At 73.1% G+C, this 16414-nt stretch carries 15 protein-coding genes; 13 read left to right on the forward strand and 2 right to left on the reverse strand.

Annotated elements, in window-relative coordinates; translation table 11 throughout:
* Positions 1 to 87 precede the first annotated feature (87 nt).
* The 7 genes from glmU to ACFPFQ_RS19735 all read left to right on the forward strand — a co-directional run bounded on the left by glmU (position 88) and on the right by ACFPFQ_RS19735 (position 5337).
* Positions 88 to 1620, forward strand: coding sequence for a bifunctional UDP-N-acetylglucosamine diphosphorylase/glucosamine-1-phosphate N-acetyltransferase GlmU (gene glmU, locus ACFPFQ_RS19705; protein WP_379620847.1), 1533 nt, complete (start codon positions 88 to 90; stop codon positions 1618 to 1620).
* Between the two features lie 5 nt (positions 1621 to 1625).
* On the forward strand, positions 1626 to 2597 hold the full coding sequence (locus tag ACFPFQ_RS19710; protein ID WP_379620914.1) for a ribose-phosphate diphosphokinase: 972 nt from the start codon (positions 1626 to 1628) through the stop codon (positions 2595 to 2597).
* Positions 2598 to 2863: 266 nt separating this feature from the next.
* A complete protein-coding gene (locus ACFPFQ_RS19715) occupies positions 2864 to 3127 on the forward strand; it encodes a hypothetical protein (RefSeq protein WP_379620849.1) in 264 nt (87 codons plus the stop codon).
* Positions 3128 to 3318: 191 nt separating this feature from the next.
* Complete coding sequence (locus tag ACFPFQ_RS19720; protein WP_379620916.1) at positions 3319 to 3936, forward strand: 50S ribosomal protein L25/general stress protein Ctc; 618 nt, start codon at positions 3319 to 3321, stop codon at positions 3934 to 3936.
* The gene (gene pth / locus ACFPFQ_RS19725; protein ID WP_379620918.1) at positions 3933 to 4523 is read left to right on the forward strand and encodes an aminoacyl-tRNA hydrolase; all 591 of its coding nucleotides are present in this window, start codon (positions 3933 to 3935) and stop codon (positions 4521 to 4523) included. Before ACFPFQ_RS19720 ends, pth begins: the two co-directional genes overlap by 4 nt.
* Before the next feature lie 65 nt (positions 4524 to 4588).
* Positions 4589 to 4828, forward strand: coding sequence for a helix-turn-helix transcriptional regulator (locus ACFPFQ_RS19730; protein ID WP_379620851.1), 240 nt, complete (start codon positions 4589 to 4591; stop codon positions 4826 to 4828).
* Complete coding sequence (locus ACFPFQ_RS19735; RefSeq protein WP_379620853.1) at positions 4825 to 5337, forward strand: hypothetical protein; 513 nt, start codon at positions 4825 to 4827, stop codon at positions 5335 to 5337. Before ACFPFQ_RS19730 ends, ACFPFQ_RS19735 begins: the two co-directional genes overlap by 4 nt.
* A gap of 3 nt (positions 5338 to 5340) precedes the next feature.
* Here ACFPFQ_RS19735 and ACFPFQ_RS19740 read toward each other — a convergent pair whose 3' ends face one another.
* Positions 5341 to 6999: a fatty acyl-AMP ligase gene (locus tag ACFPFQ_RS19740; RefSeq protein WP_379620855.1), complete on the reverse strand. Its 1659-nt coding sequence runs from the start codon at positions 6997 to 6999 to the stop codon at positions 5341 to 5343.
* A 257-nt stretch (positions 7000 to 7256) separates the two neighbouring features.
* Between ACFPFQ_RS19740 and ACFPFQ_RS19745 the strand changes: the two genes are divergently transcribed.
* On the forward strand, positions 7257 to 8603 hold the full coding sequence (locus tag ACFPFQ_RS19745) for a dipeptidase (protein WP_379620857.1): 1347 nt from the start codon (positions 7257 to 7259) through the stop codon (positions 8601 to 8603).
* A gap of 39 nt (positions 8604 to 8642) precedes the next feature.
* On the opposite strand, the gene ACFPFQ_RS19750 is transcribed toward ACFPFQ_RS19745, so the two are convergent.
* The gene (locus ACFPFQ_RS19750) at positions 8643 to 10109 is read right to left on the reverse strand and encodes a carboxylesterase/lipase family protein (RefSeq protein ID WP_379620858.1); all 1467 of its coding nucleotides are present in this window, start codon (positions 10107 to 10109) and stop codon (positions 8643 to 8645) included.
* On the opposite strand from ACFPFQ_RS19750, the gene ACFPFQ_RS19755 reads away from it, so the two are divergent.
* From ACFPFQ_RS19755 to ACFPFQ_RS19775, 5 genes are all read left to right on the forward strand, one after another.
* Positions 10108 to 11313, forward strand: coding sequence for a hypothetical protein (locus tag ACFPFQ_RS19755; protein WP_379620860.1), 1206 nt, complete (start codon positions 10108 to 10110; stop codon positions 11311 to 11313). The genes ACFPFQ_RS19750 and ACFPFQ_RS19755 overlap by 2 nt on opposite strands.
* A gap of 124 nt (positions 11314 to 11437) precedes the next feature.
* Positions 11438 to 11590, forward strand: a complete 153-nt coding sequence (locus ACFPFQ_RS19760; protein ID WP_379620862.1) for a hypothetical protein — start codon at positions 11438 to 11440, stop codon at positions 11588 to 11590.
* A 118-nt stretch (positions 11591 to 11708) separates the two neighbouring features.
* Entirely contained in the window at positions 11709 to 12740 is a 1032-nt protein-coding gene (locus ACFPFQ_RS19765; RefSeq protein WP_379620864.1) for a sensor histidine kinase, read from the forward strand.
* A complete protein-coding gene (locus ACFPFQ_RS19770) occupies positions 12692 to 13219 on the forward strand; it encodes a LuxR C-terminal-related transcriptional regulator (RefSeq protein WP_379620866.1) in 528 nt (175 codons plus the stop codon). Before ACFPFQ_RS19765 ends, ACFPFQ_RS19770 begins: the two co-directional genes overlap by 49 nt.
* A 32-nt stretch (positions 13220 to 13251) precedes the next feature.
* Complete coding sequence (locus tag ACFPFQ_RS19775; RefSeq protein ID WP_379620868.1) at positions 13252 to 16413, forward strand: BTAD domain-containing putative transcriptional regulator; 3162 nt, start codon at positions 13252 to 13254, stop codon at positions 16411 to 16413.
* Position 16414: the final 1 nt, after the last annotated feature.

The following is a 16414-nucleotide window of genomic DNA, read 5'->3' on the forward strand; positions in this document are numbered from 1 at the left end:
GTGGGCGTCGCCGCGCGGCAGCGGACAGACCGCCAGCCCCTCGAACCAGCCCCGCGAACCAGCCGTCGAACCAGGGAGTGGGCCTCAGTGCTCGATCGTCGCGAGCTCGGCAGCACCGGCGTACCGATCACCGCACGACCCGCCGCGGCGATCGTGCTCGCCGCCGGTGAGGGCACCCGGATGCGCTCCGCGGTACCGAAGGTGCTGCACCCGATCGCGGGACGCAGCCTGCTCGGCCACGCCGTCCACGCGGTCGCGGCACTCGAACCCGAGCACCTGGTGGTGGTCATCGGCCACGGCGGCGACCAGGTCGGCGCGGCCGTCGAGGCGCTCGCCGTCGAGCTCGGCAGGCCGGTGCTCACCGCGGTGCAGGACAAGCGGCTCGGCACCGGGCACGCCGTGCGCTGCGCGCTCGACGCGCTGCCTGCCGGGCTCGTCGGTCCCGTCGTCGTCACCTACGGCGACGTCCCGCTGCTCGCCGCCGACACCCTCACCCGGCTGGTCGGCGAGCACGCCGACACCGGAGCCGCACTCACCCTGCTCACCACGGAGCTCGACGACCCCACGGGCTACGGGCGCGTCCTGCGCGAGTCCGACGGCGTGGTCACCCGCATCGTGGAGCAGGCCGACGCCACCCCCGAACAGGGTGCTGTCCGCGAGGTCAACGCAGGCGTCTACACGTTCGACGGCGCCTTCCTCGAGTCCGGGCTGAGCCGGCTCAACACCGCCAACGCCCAGGGCGAGCTGTACCTCACCGACCTGGTCGAGATCGCGCGCGACGACGCGAGCCAGGTCCGCGGGGTGCGCTGCCCCGACACCTGGCAGGTCCGCGGCGTCAACGACCGCGTCCAGCTCGCCGAGATGCGCGCCGAGCTCAACCGCAGGCTGCTCGACGCGTGGATGCGCGCGGGCGTCACCGTGATCGACCCGCGCACCACGTGGGTCGACGTGCAGGTCCGGCTCGACCTCGACGTCGTGCTGCAGCCCAGCACCCAACTGCTGGGCACCACATCCGTCGAGGCCGGCGCCACGGTCGGCCCCGACACCACGCTCACCGACTGCACGATCGGTGCCGGCGCCAGCGTGATCCGCACCCACGGCAGCGAGTCCGAGATCGGTGCCGGCGCGTCCGTCGGCCCCTTCGCCTACCTGCGCCCCGGCACCCGCCTCGGGGACCGCGGCAAGATCGGCACGTTCGTCGAGGTCAAGAACTCCGACATCGGCGTGGGCTCGAAGGTGCCGCACCTGTCCTACGTCGGCGACGCCACGATCGGCGAGCACACCAACATCGGGGCCGGTGCCCTGTTCGCCAACTACGACGGCGTCCACAAGCACCACAGCGTGATCGGGAGCTACGTCAAGACGGGCTGCGACAACACCTTCGTCGCCCCGGTGCAGGTGGGCGACGGTGCCACGGTCGGGGCGGCCACGCTCGTCCGCGACGACGTCCCGCCGGGGGCGCTGGCCGTGTCGGCCGGGTCACAGCGGATCATCGAGGACTGGGTCGCCCGCAAGCGACCGGGCACGCCCGCGGCCGAGGCCGCGGCGCGTGCCACCGCAACATCCAGCAGATCAGATGACGACGCCGCCAAAAACGGCCATGGAGGCACATCCCGGTGAGTGCGATGTCGGCCACGCCCAAGAAGAACCTGATGTTGTTCTCCGGTCGGGCCCATCCCGAGCTGGCCGAGCAGGTCTCCAAGCACCTGGACGTGACCATCACGCCGCAGTCGGCGTACTCCTTCGCCAACGGCGAGATCTTCGTCCGGTTCGAGGAGTCGGTGCGCGGCTGCGACGCGTTCGTCCTGCAGTCGCACTCGGCGCCGATCAACGACCAGATCATGGAGCACCTGATCATGGTCGACGCGCTCAAGCGCGCATCGGCGAAACGGATCACCGTGGTCATGCCGTTCTGGGGCTATGCGCGCCAGGACAAGAAGCATCGCGGCCGCGAGCCGATCTCGGCTCGACTGATCGCCGACATGTTCAAGACCGCGGGCGCCGACCGGATCATGACCGTCGATCTGCACACCGCGCAGATCCAGGGCTTCTTCGACGGCCCCGTCGACCACCTGTTCGCCCTGCCCGTGCTGTCCGAGCACATCCTGCGCACCTACGCCGACCACCAGATCGCGGTCGTCTCCCCCGACTCGGGTCGCGTCCGGCTGGCGGAGCGGTGGGCCGAGACGCTCGGCGGCACGCCGCTGGCCTTCATCCACAAGACCCGCGACCCGATGCGGCCCAACGAGGCCGTCGCCAACCGCGTGGTCGGTGACGTCGAGGGCCGGCTGTGCGTGGTCATCGACGACATGATCGACACCGGTGGCACCGTCGCGAAGGCCGTGCAGGCGCTGCTCGCCCACGGCGCGGCCGACGTGGTGGTCGCCGCCACCCACGGCGTGCTGTCGGGCCCGGCCACCGAGCGCCTCTCCACCTGCGGCGCCCGGGAGATCATCTTCACCGACACCCTGCCGATCCCGGACGAGAAGCGGTTCCCGACGATGACGGTGCTGTCGATCGCTCCGCTGCTGGCACGCGCCATCCACGAGGTCTTCGACGACGGCTCGGTCACGAGCCTGTTCGACGGCAACGCCTGAGGGCACCCGGCCCCCTCGACGGCTTGCAGGAAAGCCACTTTGCCGCAACGTCCTTGCAGGAAAGTGGCTTTCCTGCAACGCGAGAGCCTGCCGTCCCCACCGCGCCAACCCCGTAGCCACCCCGCCGACGTCCCGACATCGGCGCCGAGGCCAATCGGTTGGCGCCGTCACCGGCGCACCCGGCCGCAGGCCATGGCGGACCTTCGGCAATGCCCTGCGTAGTTCCCCGCTCCCCCACCGCCCTACCCGGGTGCCATGCTGCTCCCATGAGCCGGTCCACGCGCTCCCAGCGCACCCCGCTGCCCGCACTGGCCGGCCTGGGTGCGGCCATGGTGGCGCTGGCCTGCCTCGGGGGCGCCGCGCTGCTCGTCGCCGCTCTCGTCGACGAGGCCGGCCGGCAGGTAGGCGACCACGGCCGCGGTGTCGGCGTCGCGCTGCTCGGGCTGCCCGTTGCGGCCGTGCTCGCGCTGTTCGCGGGCATCGGGGCCGCCGGTCGCGTCCGCACGCGGATGTTCCCGAACCCGCGGTAGTGGCATTACCGGTGGTCTCGCCCCGGCGCAACCCCTGACGGAGGGACGCGTCAGATCGTCGCGTATCGTTTACGCAAGTTCCGCGGCGAGGGCGGGTGCACGTCAGCCCGCCGTGATCGACGTGGCCCCGGCTCCCCCGGTGCCCCTCGCCGCGCGTCCACAAACGCAGCACTATCGAGGAGTTGTTCACCGTGGCCGAGGCCCGTATTCCCGCCGAGACCCGCACGGAGTTCGGCAAGGGCGCTGCCCGCCGCACCCGCCGTGCCGGCCGTATCCCCGCCGTCCTCTACGGGCACGGCACCGACCCGCAGCACCTCTCGCTGCCGGAGCTCGAGTTCAAGCGCATCGTGCGCGAGCAGGGCCGCAACGCGGTCATCACGCTCGACATCTCGGGCACGCCGCAGCTCGCGCTCACCAAGACCGTGGTGCAGCACCCGATCCGCCCGTACATCGAGCACGTCGACCTGCTGGTGATCCGCCGCGGCGAGAAGGTCGTGGTCGAGGTCCAGGTCATCATCGTCGGCGACCCGGTGCCCGACGCTCTCGTCTCGCAGGACCTCAACACCATCGAGGTCGAGGCCGACGTCTCGAGCATCCCCGACCACGTCGAGGTCTCCATCGAGGGCCTCGAGATCGGCACCCAGGTCCTCGCGGGACAGGTCGTCCTCCCCGAGGGCACCACGCTGCGCACCGACCCCGAGGCGCTCGTCGTCCAGGTCGCGCCGTCCAGCGCCGACTCCTCGTCCGCCGCCGACGAGACCACCACCGACGCCGACGAGGCCCCCGCGGCCGAGTCCTCGGACAGCTGATCGTGGCGCCGGGCCCCGCACTGGTGGTCGGGCTCGGCAATCCCGGGCCCGACTACGCCGAGACCCGGCACAACGTCGGCTTCGCCGTCGTCGAGATGCTGGCGGCACGAGCGGGTGGCGGCCGGTTCTCCAAGCACAAGTCGAACGCCGACGTGCTCGAGGGCCGGCTCGCCGGGCGTCGGGTCGTGTTCGCCAAGCCGCGCACGTACATGAACGTCTCGGGCGGTCCGGTCGCCGGACTGGTCAAGTACTTCTCGATCCCGCCGGCCGACCTGATCGTCGTCCACGACGAGCTGGATCTCGACTTCGGCGTGATCCGGCTGAAGCTCGGCGGCGGCGAGGGCGGACACAACGGGCTGCGCTCGATCAGCTCGTCGGTCGGCACGCGCGACTACCTGCGGGTCAGGTTCGGGATCGGGCGCCCGCCGGGCCGGCAGGATCCGGCCGACTTCGTGCTCAAGCGCTTCTCCGGCGCCGAGCGCAAGGAGCTCGACTTCGCCGTCGACCTGGCCGCCGACGCGGCCGAGTCACTCCTGGACGTCGGGCTGGAGGCGGCTCAGAACAAGTTCCACGCGCTCTCGGGCTGACGCCCACGGCCGCGACGAACGGCACTCTCGCTCGCGAGGGTGCCGTTCTTTCTTGCCAAGTTGTTGTGTTTTTGCAGCCCGTGCTGCGGGCCGAGCGGGGGATGACGCGCATCCAGCTCGCCGAGGCCGTGGACGTCAACCCGCAGACGATCGGGGCACTGGAACGGGGCGACCACTACCCGAGCCTCGACCTCGCGTTCCGCATCTGCGGCGTCTTCGGGCTCCCGGTGGAGGCCGTCTTCGGCCGCACACCGTTCGGCCGGCTGTCCGATCAGGTCTACAACGTTTCGGGGGAGACACGGTGAACAAGGCGGTGGAACGCGAGCAGCGCCGGCAGGCACTGCGCTCCGAGATGGAGCGAACCCGGGCGAAGGCGTTCCGGGCCGCGCCGACGTGGCGCACGCGGATCCGCAGGCGGCTGCTCGCCGGCGTGGTGCTGGCGATCATCGTGGCGTCGGTGGTGCTGCTCCACCTGCTGCCGGGCGCCTTCCTCCCGATCGCGCTGTTGTTCGTCGTCGGGTGCGTGGCGCTGGTGGGGCTGCGCCTGCTCACCCGCGGTGTCGCCGAGGGCCTCGACGCGCAGCTGGACGAGCGCGACCGGGCCCTGCGAGACCGTGCCGTGCGCACGTCCCACCTGCTGACGATCGGTGGTGTCGCGGCGCTCACGCTCTACGTCGCGATCACGCAGGGCCGTCCCGATCTCGCGGAGCGGACGATGAGCATGCTCGTCACCCTCGCCTGGAGCGCGGTGTTCGCACCGACGCTGGTGCTGGCCTGGACGCTGCCCGACGACGATCCCGAAGACCTCGCCTGACGGCTACTCCCGGCCCCGCAACAGCTCGCCGGTGGCGGCGCGGCGCAGCTTGCCCGACGGCGTCTTGGGCAGGCTCCCGGGGGCGAGCACCACGACCTCGGACGGGCGCACACCCACCGCGGAGACGACCTTGCTCGTGACCTCCTTGCGGATCACGGCCTCCGCATCGGCGTCGCCCGCCTTGCGCGACTCGACGGCCACCAGGAACGACTCGCGGTGGCGGGTGCCCTCGGCGAACTGCCGGACCGCCACGACGTTGCCGGCTCGCACGTCGGCCGCCTCGGCGGCGGCCCGCTCGATGTCGGTGGGGTAGATGTTGCGGCCACCCATGATGATCATGTCCTTGCGGCGGCCGCAGACGATCACCTGGCCGTCGGCGAGGTAGCCCTCGTCGCCGGTGTCGAGCCAGCCCTCGGCGTCCTGGGTGGCGACCGGACCGTCGACGGTCAGGTAGCCGGGCGTGACGGACGGACCGCGCAGCTGCAGCACACCGACCTCCCGCTCGCCGCGGACGGTGCCGTCGTCGGCCACCACTCGCACCTGCAGGCCCGGCAGCGGCGGCCCGAGCTTCGGGAACCGCCGCGTCTGTCCCTCGGTGGCCGGCACGGCGAGCCGATGGGCCTCGAGCTGGTCGGCGTCGATCTCGTCGACCTCGAGACCGGAGTCCATGGCGAAGGACACCCCGAGCACCGTCTCGGCCATGCCGTAGGCGCACACGATCGACGAGGCGGGCAGGCCGAACCGGGCGGCGGCGTCGGTGAAGGTGCGCACCGCATCCGGGTCGATCGGCTCGGCGCCGTTCATCGTGATGCGCATCTTCGACAGGTCGAGGGGCCCCTCGGCACGCGCGAGCTGCCGGCCGAGCACCGCGTAGGCGAAGTTGGGCGCCGAGGTGACGGTGCCGCCGTACTTGCTGATCAGCTCGGCCCACAGCAGCGGGCGGGACAGGAAGTCGACGGGTGTGACGGTGACCAGTTCGAGGCCGGTGGTCATCGGCACCGTCAGGAAGCCGACCATGCCCATGTCGTGGAACAGCGGCAGCCACGACACCATGACGTCGCGCTCGGTGTCGAGGTGGGCGGCCTCCATCATCGCGGTGATGTTGGCGTAGAGGTTGCCGTGGGTGATCCGGACGGCCTTCGGCTCGGCCGTGGAACCACTGGTGAGCTGCAGCAACGCGGTGTCGTCATCGCCCGCGACACCCGCATCGGGCTCGATCGAGCCTGCGGTGTCGAGCGCGTCGATGGTGCGGAACGCGATGCCGCGCTCCGTCAGCACCGGCGCGAGCGCGTCGAAGGGCGCTCCCAGCAGCACCAGCTCGGCGTTGATCATCTTGAGGACGGAGACGGTGTCCTCGGCCCAGGCCGCCAGGTCGGTGCGCGGTGTCGGCTGGTGCAGCATCGTGACGCTGCCACCCGAGAGCCAGACGGCCTGCGCGGCCGGTGCGATCGTGGCAGGTTCCCCGGCGAGCACGCCGACCGATGCCCCGCGGCTGAGCCCCGCGGCCCCGTCACCGCCGCTGCGCAGCCCGGCGGCCATGCGGCAGGCCGTGGCGTGCACCTCGGACCACAGCCGCCGCACCGGCGCGGCCGGCTCGCCGGTGTTCATGCCGTGATCGGACCCCTGGGCAGAATCCAGCAGCATCTGCAGAAACCTGGACATGCCCGAAGCCTACGGTGATCGTCGCCGGACGGCGCGGGGCTGAGCGACCAGCGCCACCCCCGGGGATGATTCCGCCGTTTCGACACGCTGATTTCGCCGTTCCGACACGCAGTGTGTGCGATCTCGACACAGCTCCGCGCGACGCGGGCGTGCTGGATCGACAAACACAGCGTGCTGGGATGGCCGAATCAGCGTGTCGGAATCGCGAAATCAGCGTGTCCGATCGGCGAAACCGGCGGCGCGTAGCATCGCCCGACGTGCCGCACCCTGCCGAAAACATCGCCGCTGCTGTGGACGCCGTCATGCCCGGTGCCCGCGCCGACCTCGAGCGCCTCGTGCGCATCCCCAGCATCTGGGCCGACCCAGACCGGGCCGATGACACCCGGCGCAGCGCCGAGGCCGTGGCCGAGCTGGCCCGCGCCGCCGGGGCCGCCGACGTCAGCGTGATCACCGCCGGCGGGGGCGCACCCGCCGTCGTCGCGCACTGGCCCGCACCCGAGGGCGCGCCGACGATCCTGCTCTACGCCCACCACGACGTGCAGCCCACCGGCGGCGACGAGCACTGGACGAGCCCGCCGTTCGAGCCCACCGAGCGCGACGGCCGGCTCTACGGTCGCGGTGCGGCCGACGACAAGGCCGGCGTCATGACGCACCTGGCGGTGCTGCGCGCCTACGACGGCCACCCGCCCATCGGCGTCACGCTGTTCATCGAGGGCGAGGAGGAGTCCGGCTCCCCCACCCTGCCGGCGTTGCTGCGCGAGCACCACGAAGCGCTGGCCTGCGACGTGATCGTGATCGCCGACTCCTCCAACCCGGCCGTCGACGTCCCCGCGCTCACCACGAGCCTGCGTGGCCTCGTCGACGTCGTGATCGAGGTGTCGATGCTGGAGCGCCCGGTGCACTCCGGCGTGTACGGCGGCCCGGTCGGCGACGCCCTCACGGCGCTGTGCCGCACGCTCGCCACGCTGCACGACGAGCACGGCGAGGTCGCCGTACCGGGCCTGGCCCGCGCGACGTCGAACGTGCCCGACTTCGACGAGGCCACGTTCCGCTCCGACGTCGCCCTGCTCGACGGTGTCGAGCTGATCGGCACCGGCACCATCCCCGAGCGCTCGTGGTTCAAGCCGGCGGTCGCCGTGCTCGGCATCGACGCACCGCGGGTGGCCGAGGCGTCCAACGTCCTGCTCCCGAAGGCCCGCGCGATGGTCAGCATGCGGCTGGCACCCGGTGACGAGGCGGGCAAGGCGCAGCAGGCGCTCATCGAGCACCTCGAGGCGAACGTGCCATGGGGCGCGCACGTGAGCGTCGCGCCCGGAGCGGGCGTCGCGGAGCCGTACAGCATCGTGGCGAGCGGCGCCGTCTACGACGCGGCCCGCACGGCGTTCGCCGACGCCTACGGCAACGCGACGGTCGAGATCGGTATCGGCGGCTCGATCCCGTTCATCGCCGAGTTCGCCCGCACGTTCCCCGGCGCCGCGGTGCTGGTGACGGGCGTCGGCGACCCGGCCAGCCGCTGGCACGGCATCGACGAGAGCCTGCACATCGACATGTTCGCCCGTGCCGTGCTCGCCGAGGCGAAGCTGCTGGCGGCGCTGGCGCCCTGACGCACCGGCCGCTCCTCGTTGCAGGAAGGGACGAGGGTGTCAGCCCCGCGTGACCGCCCGCCGTTCCGCCTCCCGCGGGGCCAGCACCAGCGCCGACTCCGGCGCGTCGAACGTCATCACCGGGCGCCGGTCGTCCCACTCCGCCCACCCCGGGTCGCCCTCGGTGGCGAAGCGGACCCAGGCCCCGTGCATCGCGTCGGCCACCGGCTGCGGGGCGTCCGGGCCGGCGAAGGCCCGTGCGGCGTCCGTGTCGAGGGTGTCGAACACGAAGCCCACCTCCAGCGCGTGCGCCGCACCCAGGTCCAGCACGGGCGACCGCCACGCGAACTCGTACATCCACGTGCGCCCGCCATGGCGTCGGCGGGCGTCGGCCAGCGCGTTCGTCGGCACCCGCAGCACGACGTCGGTGATGATCGCGCCGAGGATCTCCGCTGGGCTCGCCCCCGGCCGGCTCCGCCGGTAGAGCCCGGCGATCCGGCCCGGCAGCCGGGACTTCAGCAGCGCCGCGCGCAGGTGCCAGCCCTTGATCGTGCGCCACAGCCCGCTCGGCATGAACCACAGCCGGTACTCCTCGGTCGTGTACCCGAGCAGCAGCGGGATCCGGGCGCCTGCCCCCGCGCGCAGCGCCACCCCGGGGTCGACGGGCACGGGCTCGTCGCCGATCACGCCGCTGAACCCCGGCCCGCCCAGCAACGGGTTGCCTTTGCTGGTCACGCGCACCTGGCTGGCCAGCAGCTCGTCGGGTGACACGGCCGCGAACGCCGCGCGCGTCGGCGCGATGCCGAGGTCGGCCGCCATCGCCACCGTGATCTTGCGGGCCTCGGCCCGTGGCGTTCCCCCGATCGGCGCGCTCATCGCGATGGCGCGGGCGAACAGGCCGGACGTGTCGGGATGCGCCAGCAGCGCGATGACGCTCGCCCCACCCGCGGACTCCCCGAACAGCGTCACGCGCGCCGGGTCGCCACCGAAGCCCGCGATGTTGTCGCGCACCCAGGCCAGCGCGGCGGCCTGGTCGGCGAACCCGAGGTTGCCGGGAGCGTCGTCGAGCACGGAGAAGCCCTCCGCGCCCAGCCGGTAGTTGAGGCTCACCAGCACCACGCCGTCGCGCGCGAACGCGTGGCCGTCGTAGATCGGGATGGCGGTGGACCCGCGCGTCAGTGCGCCGCCGTAGAGCCACACCATGACCGGGTGACCCGCCCCGGCCGCGGGCGCCCAGACGTTGACGGTGAGCACGTCCGCACCCGCGATGACGACGCTCGGCAGCACCTGCTCCAACCCGCCCGAGTACGGGACCTGCGGCGGGGTCGGCCCGTACGCGTCGGCGTCGCGCACCTCGCTCCACGCGGGCGGCGGCTGCGGTGGCGCGAACCGCGCCGTGCCGTAGGGCGCCGCGGCGTAGGGGATGCCGAGGAAGCGGCGCACACCGCGGTCGAGCGATCCCCGCACCACCCCGCCGGTCGTGGTGACGACCAGCGGGTCGGCTGCGGTCAGCGTGTTGCGGTCCATGCCGTCGACTCTGCCGCACGGCGGCGTGACGCCGTCGCTCGGCGGGCTGCGAGCCTTCGCCGATCCTCGAACGATCGGGCCGAACCGGCTGAAGATCAGTAAGGTGCGGGCCCTCCCCGCTCCCCACGGTGAACTGGACATGATGCTCCGCCGCACCAGAACGACCCTGGCCATCGCAGCCCTGTCGGCCCTCTGCCTGACCGGCTGCTCCACCACCGTCGCCGGCACGGCCGTGCCGAGCACCGAACCCCCGCCGGCACCGGCACTGACCCACCAGAACGGCTTCCGCGAGTTCCTGCCCACGCTCACCACGATGCGCACGTGGGACCAGTGCGCCCTGCACGACATCGCCGCGGCCGAGGCGGCGACCGGCGGCATGCGGCGCACCATCGTGCCGACCTCCACGCTCAACCGGTGCACCCTGAGCCTCACCCATGCCGGGAGCGACCACACGTGGTCCATCGACGTCGAGTCGGTGTTCGACGAGACGCTGGCCACCGGCTACGAGCGCACCGACCTCGCCGGCACCGGCCTCTACCGCCAGAAGCCGCCCGACGAGGGCACCCCGGCCTTCGGCGTCTCCTGCAGCTACTTCTACCCCGTGCAGGAACCGCTGGGGATCAAGATCACGGCGCAGACGACCGACAAGGACACCCGCGACGCCGTCTGCGCGATCACCGAGAAGTACGTCACCGCGCTGCTGCCGAAGCTGAAGAGCCCGCCGCTGACCGACGCAGGGCTCACCACGCCGATGATCAGCCTCTACGGCAAGGATCCCTGCGCGGCGCTGCAGCCCGCCCAGCAGGCGCAGCCCAGGACCAAGCGGGGCCAACCCACCTACGTCAGCGGCCTCAACCCGTACAGCTGCACGCTGCGCTCCGACGGCGCGCTGGCCGCCAAGACCACCGTGCAGTTCGAGTCCTTCTTCGAGGAGGGCGGGTCGACGAGGATGCTCGGCACGCACAAGGCGTTCGTGAAGGACCAGTACGGGGACTGCGAGTACCGCGTCCCGATCGACCCGCAGATCATGTTCCGTCTCGACGACCCCACCCGGGAGGGGTACGCGCCCGGCGTGAGCATCGCGTTCGAGTCCGGGGCCTGCGACGACGCGCTGGCCGCGAAGGTCCTCGACGCCGCGCTGGCCCAGCCGGCGCCAAAGGTGGCGGGCGCGACACCGCAGATCACGTTGGGCAAGCTCGTCTGATCGGGCGACGGCGCCCGCGGGAATCGAGTGCCCGCATCCATCGACCGGTTGACCGCAGCACGTCGAACCGGGCGATGGAAACGATCATGGAACGCGTGACGTTCGACCCGTCGCGGCCCGCATCGTGCTCGGCAACGTCGAGGCCGCCGTCGACGACGCGCCGTTCAACGGGAACGGGCTGTGGCTCGGCATGGGCGTGACGCTCGCGGTGCAGCACGCCGCCCTGCTGTGGCGGGCGCCGCGGGTCCCGCTGCAGGCAGCGGCCGCACCCTCGTGATGGAGCCGCCCGTCCTCGGTATCGTCGGCACGGCGACGTCCGTCGCGATCGTGGGGTGGGGAGTCGGGCTGAGCGCGATGGCGGACCGGGAGCAGGCGGCGATCCGGATCGGCCCGCTATGGCACCTACTGCTCGCCGGATCATCGCCGCGGTGGGGCGTGCTCGGCCCCGCCGCCGCACTCGCCGCGTGGCACTGGGCCTTCCTCGTCCGCGGTCGCAGCCGCGCGGTCCGCCCGGTGCCGATGGCGGTCTACTGGGTGGGCACCACGGTCCTGCTCACCCTGCTCGCCGGCAACGACCCGACCTTCGTCGTGGTCCTCTACGGCTGCTACCCGCTCGCGTTCGTCACGCTCGGCTGGTGGGGAATGGCACCGGTGCTGACGTTGACAGCCCTCGTGAGCTGGCGAGTCGGGGCCTTCGAGCACGGCTCCGGCTGGGTCAACGTCCTCGCGACGGCGAGCCTGGCGCTCGTGATCACCGCGGTGATCCGCACGGTCGAGCGGCAGAGCGAGGAGCGTCGCGCCGCACTCGTAGCGCTCGGGGCCACCCGCGCGGAGCTGGCCGAGACGGCCCGACGCGCCGGCGTGCTCGAGGAGCGCCAGCGGCTGGCCCGCGAGCTGCACGACACGGTGGTGCAGGGCTCACCAGCATCGTCACCCATCTCGAGGCCGCCGACCAGGCCGTGCCGCCCGGACCGGGCACCACCCGCACCCACCTCGCCACGGCGCGCCGTGCCGCGCGCGACGGGCTCGGCGAGATCCGGCGCACCGTGCGTGCGCTGCGCCCCGACCTGCTCGACGGCGCCTCGCTCCCGGAGGCACTGCGCCGCACGGCAGCGCTCCTCACCGTCGACCACGGCGTGCCGACGCAGGTGCGCGTCACGGGCGTGCCGATCGAGCTGCATCCCGACACCGAGACGGCGCTGCTACGCATCGCGCAGGAGTCGCTCACCAACGTCGCCCGGCACGCCCGGGCGGGGCGGGCCGTCGTGACACTGTCCTACGTGGGTGACGCCGTCACGCTCGACATCAACGACGACGGCACGGGGTTCGACCCCGGCCGCGGCCGGACCTCGACGTCGTCGGCGAGGCCGCCGACGGGATGGCCGCACTCGATCAGGTGCGCGAGCTCCTACCGGACGTCGTGCTGATGGATCTGCGGATGCCGCGCCTCGACGGTGCGGGCGCGATCGCCGCGATCGCACGCACCCGTCCGGGAGTCCGGGTGCTCGTCCTCACCACCTACGACGAGGACCACGAGATCGTTCGCGCCGTCTCGGCAGGCGCGGTCGGCTACCTGCTCACGGACACCCCGCGCGAGGAGCTGTTCCGGGCCGTGCGCGCCGCGGCGCGGGGTGAGTCGGTGCTCGCCCCGGCCGTCACCGCGCGCCTGCTCGGCCGCATGCGGGAACCGGTCCCGGACGTCCCGTCCGATCGCGAGCTGGACGTGCTCCGGCTGGTGGCGAAGGGCCTGACGAACCGGGCGATCGGGCGCTCGCTGGCCATCTCGGAGGCCACCGTCAATACGCACCTGGTGCACCTGTTCGACAAGCTCGGTGTCACCGACCGCACCGCAGCCGTCACCAGGGCACTGGAACGTGGCCTGATCAGCATCGAACCCGGCCGCTGACGTTCCGACCAGCGGCAGGGCAGACTGGCGGGGTGCGGATCGGGCTGCTCGGCGCCGTCGAGGCGTGGCCGGACGCTGCCGGTGGTGCACCGGTGGCGCTCGGCGGTTCCCGGCTGCGCGGACTGCTCGCCCGCCTCGCCCTCGACGCCGGACGTCCAGTGGGCGCAACGGTGCTGGTGGACGACCTGTGGGGACACGCACCGCCCGAGAGCTCGACGAACGCGCTGCAGGCGCTCGTGTCGCGGCTGCGCCGGGCGTTGGGTTCCGCGCTCGTCGCCACGGTGCCGCACGGCTACCGGCTGACTCTGGATCCCGACGCGGTCGACGCGCTGCGGTTCGGCTCGCTCGTCAGCGCGGCCGAACGGCAGGCCGACCCGGCGGCGGCACTCGAGATGCTCCGCAGCGGCCTCGCGCTGTGGCGCGGCCCCGCGCTGGCCGATCTCTCCGACGTCCCGTTCGCGGCGGCGGTCACCGCCCGGCTGGCCGAGCGCAGGGCCACCGCGGTGGAGCACACCGCGCGCCTGGCGCTGCAGCTCGGCGACGCCGGCTCCGAGCTGGACGCGCTCGCCGAGCAGCTCGCCGCGGCCCCGCTGCGGGAGAGCACCGCCGCGCTGTACGCGCGGTCCCTGCACGCCGCGGGGCGCCAGGCCGACGCGCTCGCCGTGCTCGACCGCACCCGTTCGCTGCTCGTCGAGGAGCTGGGCGTCGATCCGGGCGCCGAGCTCGCGGCCACCCGGCTCGCTGTCCTGCGCGGCGAGCGACCACCGGTCGCGGCGCGCAACGGCTCCCGGCCCCCACCGCCGCGGCCGGCGGCGAGCGGGCTGAGCAGCTTCGTCGGCCGCGCACGGGACGTGGACCGGGTGCGCGACCTGCTCGGCTCGGCCCGGCTCGTCACCCTCATCGGCCCGGGTGGCGCCGGTAAGACGCGGCTCGCCACCGAGGCCGTTGCAGCAGCGCAGCGGCGCTGCCACGTCGCCGCGCTGGCCCCGCTCACCGACGCCGACCAGCTCCCGGCCACCGTCCTGTCCGCGGTCGGCGGTCCCGATCTCGTCGTGCGCGCCACCGACGAGGCAGGCCCCGACACCACCGGCAGGCTGCTGAACACGATCGGCAACCAGGACATCGTGCTGGTGCTGGACAACTGCGAGCACCTCGTCGGCGGGGTGGCCGCGCTCGCCGAGACGCTCGTGCAGGCCTGCCCGCGGCTGCGGGTGCTCGCCACCAGCCGGGAACCCCTCGGTGTCCCCGGCGAGGTCCTGCACCCGGTCGAGGCGCTCGCCCCGGCCGACGCGGCACAGCTGTTCACCGATCGCGCCATGGCCGTCTCCCCCGGCTTCGCCATGACCGCGGCCGTGATGCCCGTCGTCGCCGAGATCTGCCGCAGGCTCGACGGTCAGCCGCTGCCGATCGAGCTGGCCGCGGCGCGCCTGCGCACGTTGAGCCCCGCGGAGATCGCCGCCCGGCTCGACGACCGCTTCCGCCTGCTCACCTCCGGCGCACGCACCGCACTGCCGCGCCACCAGACGCTGCGGGCGGTGGTCGACTGGAGCTGGGACCTGCTCGACGAGCCGGAGCGGGCCGTGGCCCGGCGGCTCGGCGTGTTCGCAGGCGGTGCCACGGCCGCGACCGCCGAGCGCGTGTGCGCCGGAGCGCCCGGCCCCGCCGCCGACGGGGTGTTCGACCTGCTGGCATCGCTCGTCGACAAGTCGCTGGTCGTGGCCACCCCACAGCCGGACGGGGCACCCACCCGTTACCGCATGCTCGAGACGATCCGCGAGTACGCCGCCGAGCGGCTCGACGAGGCCGGGGAGCGCGCCGCCGCGGTCACCGCGCACACCCGGCTGGCAGTGGAACTGGTCGAAGCCGCCGAGCCGCACCTGCGCGGCGCGGCGCAGCTGCACTGGCTCACCTTGCTGCGCGCCGAGGCCGAGGAGATCGACATCGCGCTGCGCCGGGCCGTGGCCGACGCCGACACCGACACCGGGATCCGGCTCGTGGCGGGGCTGGGCTGGTCGCTGCTGATCCGCGGCCTGATGGACGAGGCCGTGCGCTGGGTCGATTCCGTGCGGTCACTCGACGGGCCGGCCCCGGCCCAGTCCGTCGCGCTGACCACCACGTTCATGGCGCTCGCCAGCGTGGTCCGCGGCGACTTCACGGGCGCGGAGGAGCACGCGCGGACGGCGATCCGGATCGCCACCGACCTCCCGAAGCCCATCCATCCCCTGCTCGCGATGATCGGGCCCGTACTGGCCCTGTTCGCCCGCGCCGATCCCGAGCCGGTTGCGCGGCTGTCGGAGCAGCATGCCGACCCGTGGGTACGCGGGTTCGCCCTGCAGATGCTCGCCCAGGTCGCCGAGAACGACGGCGAGATCGAGGAGCAGCGGCGCCTGGTCCGCGCTGCGCACGCGGAGTTCACCCGCACCGGGGACCGGTTCGGGCTGGGGATGGTGGTGCACTCGCTCGGCGAACTGGAGGACGTCGCCGCCAACTACGACGCCGCGGCACAGGCGTTCGACGAGGCGATCGCACTGGCGGGCGAGCTGGGCAACGGCGACGACCTGCCGCAGTTCATGACGCGCCGCGTGCTGCTCGACGTCCGCCGCGGTGACCTCGACGCGGCCCGGGCCCGGTTGGCGCTCGTCCCCACCGAGCCGGACGGGCCCTTCAACACCGGCGAGGCGCTCTACCTCGCTGCGGCAGCCATCGACCGCAGATCCGGTGATCTCCCGGCGGCGCGGGCCAACATCGCGGTCGCGGCCGGCCTGATCGAGAGCGGCGGCATCAGCGCCCCGCAACGGCGGGCGTACCTCGACCTCGCCCGCACCCTCGTCGAGCTGGATGCCGGTGCCACCGACGCGGCGCGGGCCGCACTGGCCGACGCCGTCGCCGTGGCACTGCAGAGCCGGGACGGGCCGGTCACCGCGGCCGCGGCCGAGGCGGCCGCGCAGGTCGCCCTCCACACGGGCGACGCGTCCTGCGCTGCCATGCTGCTCGGGGTGGCCACCGCGCAGCGCGGCATGCTCGACGTGGGCAACCACGAGGTGGTGGCCGCTTTGGCCGAGGTGCGCGCCGCACTGGGCCGGGCGGCGGCCGACGCCGCCATCACGAAGGCCGCCGAGCTACCGCGGGCCGACGGGCTGGTGCTCCTCGCCGAGGCGACGGGCGCCGCGCTGCCCGTCGCAGCAGGCGGCTAGC

The sequence above is a fragment of the Pseudonocardia sp. GCM10023141 genome (genome assembly GCF_042653605.1).